The following is an 11886-nucleotide window of genomic DNA, read 5'->3' as shown; positions in this document are numbered from 1 at the left end:
AGCATCAGATTTAGACTTGGTGTAGAGGCGAACGCCCAGCCGGTTATTTTGTCCCACAATCGGCAAGCAGGTCCGCGTCGAACAACCGTGGCGTGCAAGCTGCACGTGTCGCAGCGGCGCAATGCTGGATTTGTAAATCCGCCGACAAAGGCATACAACCATTGCAGATTCAGGCTTTTTTTGCATCACATACAGATATGAGCAGCCCAACCATTTCCGCCGAACGCGAAAGCGATGGCACCCGGATCCGTATCGCAGGCGAAATGCTGACGCAATCGCTTGCTCCGGTCGAGGGGCCTTTTGCAAACGTTCAACCAGCGGGCGGGCATGTCACGCTGGATCTATCGGATGTGGAAGCATTGGATACAAGCGGCGCGTGGCTGGTTGCGGATCTTGCCAAGCGGTTCACGACGGCTGGCGCGCAACTGGAATTCCGAGGTGTTCAACCGGCCCATGCCGCACTGATCGAGACCGTTTCGCAGAACATCCCAGACCATCCAGGAAAACTGGCCCCGCCTCGCAATGCCGTGGATTGGGTCGCCAGCGTGGGTCAAAAAACAGTTGGCGCGTGGACGGACACGCTCTCGATCCTGGGGTTCCTAGGTCTAACGCTGCATCGGCTTGGGCGAACATTGGTCATGCCCTGGCGTTTGCGCCGGGCTGCCCTGTTTACACATATGGAGGAAACCGGGTTTAAGGCCCTGCCCATCGTGGCTTTGATGGGGTTTCTGATCGGCGTTGTTCTGGCCTTTCAGGGGGCGACACAGCTGAAACAGTTCGGGGCCGAGATTTTCGTGGTCGAGCTGATCTCGATCTCTGTTCTGCGTGAGCTTGGGATCCTTCTGACTGCTATCATCGTTGCCGGTCGGTCGGGGTCGGCCTTTACCGCCTCAATCGGGTCGATGAAGGTGCAGGAGGAAATAGACGCCATGCGCACGCTGGGTCTCGATCCGATAGAGGTGCTGGTTGTTCCGCGTGTCCTGGCCCTTTTGATCATGCTCCCGATCCTCGGTTTTGTCGCCGATCTGGCGGGGCTTTTCGGCGGCGGACTGATGAGCTGGATCGACCTCGGCATCAGCCCCGGTATGTTCGTCACCCGTTTGAACGAAAGCACCGATGTTTGGCAATTGGCGGTTGGGTTGATCAAAGCGCCCTTCTTCGCGCTGGTCATCGGCGTGATCGCCTGCTGGCAGGCCATGCAGGTCAAAGGCTCGGCCCAGAGCGTGGGTCAGCGCACCACGGCCTCGGTCGTGCAGTCGATCTTCATGGTGATCGCCATCGACGCCCTGTTTTCGATCTTCTTCTCTGAGATTGGGATCTGACATGGACGGCACGGTGCAAATTCAGACCACTCAGGCAGACGCGCAACGCGAGGCGGTGATCCGCGTGCGCGGGCTTCGCAATCAGTTCGGGCCGCAGGTTGTCCATGACAATCTGGATCTCGATGTCTGGCGGGGTGAGGTCTTGGGCATCGTGGGCGGCTCGGGCACCGGTAAATCGGTACTGCTGCGGACGATTGTGGGGCTGAACACGCCAGCGGCAGGCAGCATCGAGGTTCTGGGCGTAGATGTCCTGAATGGCCCCGAGGAAGACCGCCGCCGTATCGAACGCCACTGGGGCGTGGCGTTTCAGGATGGTGCGCTGTTTTCCTCGCTCACCGTTTTGCAGAACGTCATGGCCCCGCTGCGTGAACATACTGGCCTGAGTGAAAAACTGATGGAATCTCTGGGCGCATTGAAGATCAGCCTAGTGGGTCTGCCACAGCTGAGTTGCGGCAAGTTTCCATCCGAACTTTCGGGCGGGATGCGCAAACGGGCTGCGCTGGCTCGCGCCTTGGCCATGGACCCCGAGATCGTGTTTCTAGATGAGCCCACCGCTGGTTTGGACCCAATCGGTGCCGCCGCCTATGACGAGTTGATCCGAGAGTTGCAGCAGGCATTGGGCCTGACGGTTTTCATGGTCACCCATGATTTGGACAGTCTGTATGCGATTTGCGACCGCATCGCGGTACTTGCAGAAAAACGCGTACTGGTTGAAGGTCCGATAGAAGAGATGACCAAGGTCGACCATCCTTGGGTTCAGGAATACTTCACAGGCCCCCGCGCCCGCGCGGCGCAGCAGAAGGGGTAAGGCAGGTAAGGCGATGGAAACCCGAGCGAACTATATTCTAATCGGCGCATTTACCCTTGCAGCACTATTAGGGGCTTTTGGCTTTTTCATATGGCTCGCCAAGTTCGAGGTGACCCGCCAATACGCCTACTATGACGTGTTGTTCGACAACGTTTCTGGCCTGTCGGCCGCTGGCGGGGTCAGTTTCAACGGCCTTCCTGTGGGTCAGGTGATCTCATTAAATCTGGATGATGACGACCCCTCGAAAGTGCGGGTGAGGATTGAGGTCGATGCAGATATCCCCGTCACAGAAGACACGATCGCCCAATTGCAGTCGCTTGGCGTTACCGGCGTCGGCTATGTCGAACTGACAGGAGGATCGACCACCGCCGCTCGCCTGCCACAAAACAGCGTGATCAAAAGCAAACGCAGTACGATTCAATCTCTGTTCGAAGGCGCGCCGAAGGTGCTCGATGAAGCGATCACTTTGTTGCAGGAGCTGAACTCGGTCGTCGATGAAAAGAACCGCAAGGCCGTCTCGGATATTCTCGAAAACCTAGCCTCCGCCACCGGGCGTTTGGACAAGACCATGTCGGATTTTGAAACTGTTTCCGGCAATATCGGCGATGCGGCCAAGGATATCGGTGAGTTCACCAAACGTCTCGACCCGCTGATCGCTGCGGCTGAAACCACGCTTCAGACCGGAAACGAGACGCTGCAATCGGTCAAAACAGCAGCGGACTCGGCGACAGGCGCGTTGGATGAAGCCAAAACAACCCTGACAACGGCAAACAGCGTCATGGCCGAAGACATCAAGCCCTTTATTCAGCGCGGCTCGGAACTGGCCGAGAACCTGACGCGGCTGTCAAATGAGGCCAGTGTCTCGCTAGGTGTGATCACCGAAACTGTGGCGAATGCCAACACCACGCTGGCGTCAATCACCACCGCGATGGACTCGACCAAAGGCGTATTGGCCTCGGCCGAGCGCGCCTTTGATACGGCCAACCGGGTAATAGACGAAGACGTGGCTCCTGTGGCTGAAGACATCCGCAAAGCGGCCAATCAGGTGACCGAGACCGTCTCAAACATCACCAATAAAATCGACGAAATCTCGGACGATGTCCTCAGCGCCTCGAACTCAGCGAAGGAGCTGCTGGGAACGGTCGACAAGATCGTACAAGACAACAGCCGGCAGGTGTCGAACTTCCTACGCGTTGGCCTGCCTCAATTCGTCCGTTTTGTCGAAGAGGCGCAGCGGCTGGTCATTTCCCTCGACCGCTTGGCTGACAGAATAGAACGCGACCCGGCACGGTTCCTGCTGGGCACCCAAGCATCGGAGTTCCGTCAATGATTAGGACCCTGTTTCTGACCCTGTCTTTGACGTTGCTGGGGGCCTGCGCCGGTCTTGGTACGCTGCGACAGGCCTCAAAACCCAACAACCTGTATCTGCTGACACCCAAAAGCACGTTTTCTTCTTCGCTGCCCCGGGTCCAAAAGCAGATCGTCGTGCAAGAGCCGACGGCGACGGCCGCCGTCAACACCGACCAGATCGCCATTCAGCCCACTGCGCTTCAGGTGCAATACCTGCCGCAAGCGCGCTGGGTCGATCGCGCGCCGCTGATCGTGCAGGCGCTGATGGTTGAGAGCTTTGAGAACTCGGGCAAGGTTGCTGCGGTGGGTCGATCCACAGTCGGTCTGCGCGCGGACTATGTCATTCAACCGGACTTGCGTGAATTTCAGGGTCTTGTCGTATCGGAAACTGAGGATTCCACGTCGGTAAGGGTCGAGGTGCGGATGAACATCAAGATCATCGACGAGTTCGAAGACAAAATCATCGCCTCAAGCTCATTCCGCGAATATGTCGTCTCGGCCAGCGATCAAACTCCTGATCTGGTAGAGGCTTTCGACATCGCGCTCGGCAAAACCATGCGGGATGCCGTGGAGTGGAGCGTGCGTAAAATCCACTCGCACGCGGCCAACAATCCCCGACCGTCTTTGCAATAGACCCTAGAAATGCTGGGCCGACGCACGGTTCCAATCGTCGGCAAATTCAGCGGGTATAGCGTCTGACAGCAGCGCGCCCTCTTCCAGGATCGTGTGCATTTGCGCGTAGGAATGCTCCCGCTCGTCGGCGGTCCGGCGTAGGATGTCACGTGGATGAAGCTCGGCTACCGTTGATTTTCCCATCGCGCCGAGCAATTCGCGAAAACTCTCCAAGGTGGCATCGTGGTAGCGATGAACCCGCTGACGTTTTTGCGGCACGTTTACCGCCCGCCCCCGGACCGGGTCTTGGGTCGCCACGCCGGATGGGCAGCGGTTGGTGTTGCAATGCAGCGCCTGAATGCAACCGACCGCAAACATCATGGCACGCGCGGCGTTGCAGATATCGGCCCCCAGAGCAAATTTTTCGACCAGATCATAGCCCGTGGCCACTTTGCCTGAACAGATGATGCGGATTTTGTCGCGCAGGCCCACCCCCTTCAGGCAGTTGTTCACGAAGATCAACGCCTCGTTCAGCGGCATGCCAAGGCGGTTCGTGAACTCGACCGGAGCAGCCCCTGTGCCGCCTTCGGAGCCGTCAATGGTAATGAAATCGGGCAGGATCCCAGTCTCCAACATCGCTTTGCAGATTGCCATGAATTCGGATGGGTTGCCGATGCAAAGCTTGAAGCCGACCGGTTTTCCGCCCGCCATCTCACGCAGATGTTGGACGAATTCGAGCAGCTCGGTCGGGCCGTCAAAGGCCGAATGAACCGGCGGGGAAATGACGTCCTTATGCTCCGGTACGCCTCGGATCTCAGCAATCTCTTTGTCGACCTTGGCCGCGGGCAGTACCCCGCCATGCGAGGGTTTAGCCCCCTGAGACAGCTTGATCTCAATCGCTTTGACCACGTCCGTAGTGGCCTTTTCTGCGAACTTGCCTTTGTCGAACCCGCCGTCGGGGGTCCGACAACCGAAATAGCCGGTGCCAATCTGCCAGATAATGTCACCGCCTTCGGCCAAATGATGCGGAGACAATCCGCCCTCGCCCGTGTTATGGGCGAAACCGCCATCTTTTGCCCCACCATTCAAAGCCCGAATGGCGTTGGCGCTAAGCGCCCCGAAACTCATAGCCGAGACATTCAGGCGCGACGCGCTGTACGGTTTTTCACATTGCGGCCCGCCCAACATGATACGTTCTTCGCTTTCATCCACGTGTTTGGGGGCCAACGAATGATTGGCACGGTGGTAGCCCACGGTCGTGATGTCGTATTGCGTGCCAAAGGCCTGCGTATCGACCTGACCCTTGGCACGGGAGTAAATCAGGCTGCGAACGATCCGGTTGTAGGGACGACCGCTTTCGTTAGTTTCCACTGTCAATCGGCATTGAATAATGACCCCCCATCGGCGTCCAAATTTGACCCCCCTTGGAGCTAAGAGGGGCGTTGAGGGGGTCGTGTTTAGGTTGATTCAGGAGGGGGTGGACAGCAGGTCAAACCGAAAAGAGAGCGTAGCTCGACTGAAGGTTTGACCTGCTGTCTCCTGACTTCCGACCTTTTTGTTGATCTGACTGGGTTTTTGGTTTGTTTTCAGGTGTGGTTGCTCAGAGGCGCGTTGTAGTGCCCCATTATTATAAAAAGTATTGACATGGGCCTTCAGATGGCTAACCTCTTCGCCCATGTTCATCCGCACCAAACATGACGCAAAGCTCAACCGCACACGGATCCAGATCGTTGAATCCGTCCGCACCGGCTCCAAGGTACGCCAGAAGATCCTGCGCCATGTGGGTGTGGCCCATAACGACAGCGAGATTGAGGATATCAAGCGTCTGGCGGGCCGCTTGATGGAGCAATTACGCATTGATCGCTCGCCGCAAATGGAACTGTTCACGCCCACGGAATATGCCGATCTGCAGGCGCTGGTGCGCCGCGCTCCGCGGCCGGACAAGCTTGGCGTTGATCTTGCCGAGTGCCGTGAGGAGGCGCGGGTCTCTCTGGGTCTGCGGGATGTCATGGGGACGATGTATGACCAACTGGGTTGGGGGGCCCTTCTGGGGGCGGCGCGTAAAAGTGCCAATCGCATTGTGAAAGAGCTGGTTATGGCGCGGATCGCACAGCCCGAGAGCAAGCGCGCGACCGTGGAGGCGTTGGAGAACCAGGCAGGCATCACGCTCAATCTGGACGTGGTCTATCGGAGCATGGATTACATCAATACGCCGGTGATAGACGGGATTTGCAAAACCTCTCACGCGGCGGCAGAGAAGTTGCTGGGCGGGCCAGTGACCGTGCTGTTCTACGATTGCACGACCCTGGCCTTTGACACCGAGCGCGAGGACCCGGCCGAGGATGCGGACGGGGTCGAGCAGGATCATCTTCTGGCCAAGGGCTTCAGCAAGGATGGCAAGCATCACCGCGCTCAGGTCATGCTGGCGCTGATCGTCACCTCCGATGGGCTGCCTGTGGGCTATGAACTCTTCCCGGGAAACACCTGGGAAGGTCATACGCTGGAAGCTGCGCTGAAGGCGTTGGAGGGACGCTTCGACGTGGCCAGGGTCACGTTCGTGGCCGATGCCGCCATGCTCAGCAAGGACAACCAGCAGATGTTGCAGAACAAGGGTCTGCCCTACATCCTCGGCTATCGCATGAAGTCCGCCCCGGCCGCCGTGAAGGCGAACATTTTGAGCCCGGAGGGACGCCAGCCTTGGGCTGGACACGGTTCTGAAGAGGCAACCGAGAAGGGCTGGTACAAGGTGATCGACCAGGAGGGAGCGCGGGTCATTGTGACCTGGTCACCCACCCGGGCACGCAATGATGCCCACAAGCGCGACAAGGCAATCGAAAAGCTGCACAAGAAGCTCAAGCGCTCTCGCAAACCCGGCAGCTTCAGCAGCCGGGGATATGGCCGCTTCCTGGCCTTCCCCGACAGCGGGGACGTCACGCTGGATGATGCAAAGATCAAGGCAGCGGCACAATGGGACGGGCTGCATGCCATTGTTGTTCATGGTGCGGACGAACTGGAGGCACAGGACGTCATTGCCCGCTATCACCAGTTGTGGGAGATCGAAGCCTGCTTCCGCACCAACAAGCACGATCTGAAAATCCGGCCCATCTATCACTGGTCGCCGCGTCGGGTCCGGGCCCATATCGCCATCTGCTACATGGCCTTCTGCTGCCTGCAGCACCTGCGCAAGCATCTGGACCTGCTCGGACACCCGATGAGCCCGGCTCGTATCCGCAACGAGTTGAACGCATTGCAGCTCTCGATCCTGCGCCACAAAGGCACCCCTGACCGCTACGGCATGCCAAGCCATGCCACGGTCGATGCCAGACGCATCCTCACCTGCGTCGGCCTGACCTGGAACGAAGCCCCTTTCAAGATACCCCCCGGGCGCACCCGAAAAACTGGCCAGACCAAAGCCTGAGCTCCCTCAACACTCCGAAACAATCGCTGGCGAAAAAAGTCCGTGTAGTGCCTTTTGGCAACCAAGGCATAATAATATCAATGACTTATACGAAAAAATGTCGGAAGTCAGGAATTCGAGCAGCTCGGTCGGGCCGTCAAAGGCCGAATGAACCGGCGGGGAAATGACGTCCTTATGCTCCGGTACGCCTCGGATCTCAGCAATCTCTTTGTCGACCTTGGCCGCGGGCAGTACCCCGCCATGCGAGGGTTTAGCCCCCTGAGACAGCTTGATCTCAATCGCTTTGACCACGTCCGTAGTGGCCTTTTCTGCGAACTTGCCTTTGTCGAACCCGCCGTCGGGGGTCCGACAACCGAAATAGCCGGTGCCAATCTGCCAGATAATGTCACCGCCTTCGGCCAAATGATGCGGAGACAATCCGCCCTCGCCCGTGTTATGGGCGAAACCGCCATCTTTTGCCCCACCATTCAAAGCCCGAATGGCGTTGGCGCTAAGCGCCCCGAAACTCATAGCCGAGACATTCAGGCGCGACGCGCTGTACGGTTTTTCACATTGCGGCCCGCCCAACATGATACGTTCTTCGCTTTCATCCACGTGTTTGGGGGCCAACGAATGATTGGCACGGTGGTAGCCCACGGTCGTGATGTCGTATTGCGTGCCAAAGGCCTGCGTATCGACCTGACCCTTGGCACGGGAGTAAATCAGGCTGCGAACGATCCGGTTGTAGGGACGACCGCTTTCGTTAGTTTCCACTGTCAATCGGCATTGAATAATGACCCCCCATCGGCGTCCAAATTTGACCCCCCTTGGAGCTAAGAGGGGCGTTGAGGGGGTCGTGTTTAGGTTGATTCAGGAGGGGGTGGACAGCAGGTCAAACCGAAAAGAGAGCGTAGCTCGACTGAAGGTTTGACCTGCTGTCTGTTTTGAATTTATTCCCCGATTTCGAGGTTAGTCGCGGTGGTTAATTCGCCAGCTTTCGTTCCCGGTTTCGATGATATCGCAATGGTGTGTCAGTCGATCCAGGAGAGCAGTGGTCATTTTGGCATCTGTGAACACACTCGGCCATTCAGCAAATGCGAGGTTGGTTGTTAGCAGAATAGACGTTCGCTCGTACAGTTTGCTGATGAGATGGAAGAGTAATCGTCCACCAGACTCTGCGAACGGCAGATAACCGAGTTCGTCTATAATCACGAGGTCGACGCGGATCAGCTGCTCGCTGAGCCGCCCGGCGTTGCCTTCGCGATGTTCAGCCTCCAGCTTGTTCGCGAGATCCACAGCGCTGAAGAACCTGACCCGCCGGCGGTTATTGACCGCGTGGCCCCCGATCGCTGTTGCGAGATGCGTTTTGCCCGATCCGGTTCCACCGACCAGCACGCCATTCCTGGCCTGGTCCATAAAATCGCCGTCATGAAGATTGCGCACGACTTCCTCGTTGACGGGGCTGACCGTGAAGTCGAACTCAGGTAAGGACTTGCAGACCGGGAACTTTGCGGCACCCATCTGATACCGGATCGAGCGCGCAGTCTTTTCGGCCAGTTCGGCCGTGAGGAGTTCGGCCACGACCTGTTGGGGCCGCCAGTTGTTTTTGGCTGCGGCCTGCATCACTTCGTCAAAGCAGTTGACGATGCCTGGCAACTTCAGTTGACGGGCAAGTTCGAGAATTTCCTTACGCAGTTGCATGGGAGCCTCCAAGCCTGTCATAGCGAGCGCAATCCGCGATCGGTGCCATTTTCAGCTGCAGGTGGGCAGGCGGCTCAATCGCCTTTGGCGGCGGGGGATTGGTGCGCCGAGAGACAATGTTCAGGATCGCATCGGCCTTGCGCAGGCCAGATTTTAGAGCTTCTTCGCAGGCAGCCTCGACCACATCAATGTCGTGCTGGTAAGCAGCGAAAAGAATATCGGCAAGTTGCCGGTCTCCGTCGGATGTGCCCCGCAGATGGGTCCAGATCTGCGTCATTGCCGGTGGTAGGTCCCAGTCACGGAACGGTGCTCCATTGCGCAGAGCGCCAGGCTTGCGCTTGAGGACGGGCACATAGTGCCAAGGGTTGAAGATCGTTTTTCCTCGGCCGAAGCACCGTTCGTGCTCTCCGACAATCTCACCGTCTTGGCGCAGGACAATCCGCGTGGCGTAGACCTGCAACTGGACCTGACGTCCAACAGCTCTTGCCTCAACGCTGTATTTGTTTCTTTCGAAGTTGATCAGGCAGGTTCGGCTCACGGCGACCGTCTTTTCACGGAACCCGACGAAGGGCTTCTGCAGATGCGTCAGCAGCGGCTTTTCCTGCTGGAACTCCTCCCAGACCGTCACCTCCAGGTTTTCCGGATGCCGCAGTTCTTTTGCGCGTTTGATCGCGTCTTTTTGCAGCCGGGCATTCAATTCATCGAAGTCGGCCACCTCCAGACGCGGTGTAAAACTATAGGCGCGGCTCTCCTTGACCAGATTCTCAACCTGACCCTTCTCCCAACCGGCCGCGCGCGTACAGGCGATCGGGTTCACCAGATGATGAGAACACATCCGGGAGAATGCCTTGTTGAACTTTCTTTCCTTGCCCGACAGGATCGCATCGACGGCGGTCGTCATGTTATCGTAGATCCCGTTGATGCAGCCTCCACCAAAGAATTTGAAGGCCTCGTCGTGGGCATCAAAGACCATCTCCTGCGTCTCGCGCGGATAGGCAATGGAGAATGGCATGCGGCTATGGCAAAGTTTGAAATGGGCAACCTTCACGGTCGTGAGTGCACCGTCCATCAAAACCGTCTCCACACTCCAGTCGAACTGGTACGCCTCCCCAGGATCAAAGATCAGCGGGATGAACGCCTGCGCCTGTTGTCGGCCGTGCGCAATGCGCCAATTCTTTGTGTAGCGTCGAACACTGTCATACCCGCCGCCAAAACCATCATCGGAGAGTTCCTTCCAGATTTTGGTCATCCGCTTGCGGTGTTTCTTCGGAAGCGCCTCGTTCTCCTCAAGCGTTTCATCCAGACGCGCGCGCCAAGGCCCGAGCACCGGGTATGGCTGCGATTTGCGCTCATATTTGAACTCCGTCACTCCCGATCGGATTATCTTTCGAACCGTTGCACGGCTCAAATTGAGCGAACGGCAAATTTCCTTGATGCTCTTTTTTTCGATCAGGTGTAAGCGACGCACTTTTCTAATAGTTTCCACGCAAATCATCCCGCTTGCCTCTCCATCGACTGCTCAATGAAAAGGATGTCTACAACCATAGGGAGGGGTCAAATTTGGACGCCGATTTCCCCGCTTAGGGGGTCAAAATTGCACGCTTTTCTACAATGCTGGCGATTTTCCAGCCTTTTACTTCACCGGTCCCGTAAACAACCGTCTAACGCCTGTTCGACTTTGGGGGCCCGAAGGCATCAAGCCTGAGTGGGGAACAAAGTCTTGGGCAGATCACATGAAGAAAATGTGGGCATGGGAAGAAGCGACTCGCGGTGCGGCGGTCGACCCCAGAGGGCTGCAACTTGAGGTTAACGAATTCGATTGGAAAATCGTAAATAACGTCATTTTTGACGAAAACGGTGTTCAGGTCAGAACCCTGCCAGCCATACATGGTGAACAATCAGTTAGTTTTCTACTTGAATGGAACGGTCTGAAGTTTGCTTTTTCATCCGACACGCTTCCCACGCGATGGTGGAGAGAGCATGCGGTAGGTGCGGACCTTGCGATTCATGAATGCTTCACCCCTCCAGATTTCATGATCGAGAAATATGGGTTTGCCCCTTCCGAAGCAATTTTTGTTGGTTCTCAAGGGCACACTTCCGCGCAAGCATTCGGCAAGATTATGTCCGAAACGGAACCAAGATTGGCGGTTTGCTACCACTTCCAAAATGATCATGACATTGCGCTGGCCGTCTATTCAGCAATCCGAGAAACATATGATGGGCCATTGGACTTGGCGGCTGATTTCATGACCTGGAATGTAACCAAAGATAGTATTCGTACTCGTCAAGGAGTGCCCAATGAAGAGTCTTTCCCGGCACCAGTACAAATGCCCAAGCAACCGCCTGACTCAGCTGCAGAGTTCCCGTTCTCCGAATTTGATCTCGAGAGCATGGATCTCGGAGCAGCTGAAGCTACAAACGAAATGATCAGGGCATTCAACGAACGCACAGGAAATGACGAAGTCGGAGCTTATACAAGCATTCCCTTCCAAGAGTGAATAAGGCGTCGGAGCACCCCAAAGAATTGGAAGTTCTGAGGTCGGCTTTGTCCGCACATCCGACGCCCCGATCTAAAACACCTTTGCAGAAAGCTGCGAGGGTGTTTTTGAAAGCGCCCGTTACGCCTAGCGTTGTTCTGACTTCGCAACTCTTCTGACAAGAGGCTCGGAGAAACCCCGTACCCTTCCCAGACCCAA

The 11886-nt window shown here is 56.9% G+C and carries 11 protein-coding genes; 6 read left to right on the top strand and 5 right to left on the bottom strand.

The genetic code is table 11. The annotated features are described in order from the left end of the window. Window positions 1–197: 197 nt before the first annotated feature. Genes ACOERD_RS19585 through ACOERD_RS19570 form a run of 4 tightly spaced genes read left to right on the top strand, consistent with a single transcriptional unit; the run spans window position 198 to window position 4113 of the window. Window positions 198–1322: an ABC transporter permease gene (locus ACOERD_RS19585; RefSeq protein WP_419740126.1), complete on the top strand. Its 1125-nt coding sequence runs from the start codon at window positions 198–200 to the stop codon at window positions 1320–1322. 1 nt (window position 1323) lies between these two features. Further along, complete coding sequence (locus tag ACOERD_RS19580; RefSeq protein WP_419740125.1) at window positions 1324–2130, top strand: ABC transporter ATP-binding protein; 807 nt, start codon at window positions 1324–1326, stop codon at window positions 2128–2130. 13 nt (window positions 2131–2143) lie between these two features. Then, complete coding sequence (locus ACOERD_RS19575) at window positions 2144–3460, top strand: MlaD family protein (protein WP_419740124.1); 1317 nt, start codon at window positions 2144–2146, stop codon at window positions 3458–3460. Continuing rightward, window positions 3457–4113, top strand: a complete 657-nt coding sequence (locus ACOERD_RS19570) for an ABC-type transport auxiliary lipoprotein family protein (protein WP_170378328.1) — start codon at window positions 3457–3459, stop codon at window positions 4111–4113. Before ACOERD_RS19575 ends, ACOERD_RS19570 begins: the two co-directional genes overlap by 4 nt. Window positions 4114–4116: 3 nt before the next feature. On the opposite strand, the gene ACOERD_RS19565 is transcribed toward ACOERD_RS19570, so the two are convergent. Both ACOERD_RS19565 and ACOERD_RS19560 read right to left on the bottom strand, forming a co-directional pair. Beyond that, window positions 4117–5463, bottom strand: coding sequence for an FMN-binding glutamate synthase family protein (locus ACOERD_RS19565; RefSeq protein WP_419740123.1), 1347 nt, complete (start codon window positions 5461–5463; stop codon window positions 4117–4119). 96 nt (window positions 5464–5559) lie between these two features. After that, on the bottom strand, window positions 5560–5775 hold the full coding sequence (locus ACOERD_RS19560) for a hypothetical protein (protein ID WP_419740122.1): 216 nt from the start codon (window positions 5773–5775) through the stop codon (window positions 5560–5562). On the opposite strand from ACOERD_RS19560, the gene ACOERD_RS19555 reads away from it, so the two are divergent. Next, a complete protein-coding gene (locus tag ACOERD_RS19555) occupies window positions 5768–7510 on the top strand; it encodes an IS1634 family transposase (protein WP_419737624.1) in 1743 nt (580 codons plus the stop codon). The two genes, ACOERD_RS19560 and ACOERD_RS19555, sit on opposite strands and share 8 nt — an antisense overlap. 6 nt (window positions 7511–7516) lie before the next feature. Here the strand turns inward: ACOERD_RS19555 and ACOERD_RS19550 are convergent, their stop codons facing one another. The 3 genes from ACOERD_RS19550 to istA form a co-directional block, all read right to left on the bottom strand. Continuing rightward, complete coding sequence (locus tag ACOERD_RS19550) at window positions 7517–8263, bottom strand: glutamate synthase-related protein (protein WP_419740121.1); 747 nt, start codon at window positions 8261–8263, stop codon at window positions 7517–7519. A gap of 195 nt (window positions 8264–8458) precedes the next feature. Continuing rightward, window positions 8459–9190 carry an IS21-like element helper ATPase IstB gene (istB, locus tag ACOERD_RS19545; RefSeq protein ID WP_419737606.1) on the bottom strand — a complete coding sequence of 244 codons (732 nt, stop codon included), beginning with the start codon at window positions 9188–9190 and terminating at the stop codon, window positions 8459–8461. Further along, window positions 9177–10685: an IS21 family transposase gene (gene istA, locus ACOERD_RS19540; protein WP_419737605.1), complete on the bottom strand. Its 1509-nt coding sequence runs from the start codon at window positions 10683–10685 to the stop codon at window positions 9177–9179. The genes istB and istA overlap by 14 nt, the downstream gene beginning before the upstream one ends. A 238-nt stretch (window positions 10686–10923) precedes the next feature. Between istA and ACOERD_RS19535 the strand changes: the two genes are divergently transcribed. Next, window positions 10924–11688 (top strand): hypothetical protein, encoded by a 765-nt coding sequence (locus ACOERD_RS19535; protein WP_419740120.1) that lies wholly within the window; start codon window positions 10924–10926, stop codon window positions 11686–11688. Window positions 11689–11886: the final 198 nt, after the last annotated feature.

The organism is Ruegeria sp. (assembly GCF_965199275.1).
Lineage (GTDB): Bacteria > Pseudomonadota > Alphaproteobacteria > Rhodobacterales > Rhodobacteraceae > Ruegeria.
The sequence above is the reverse complement of the archived record's forward strand: the minus strand, read 5'-3'. Positions and strand labels throughout refer to the sequence as shown.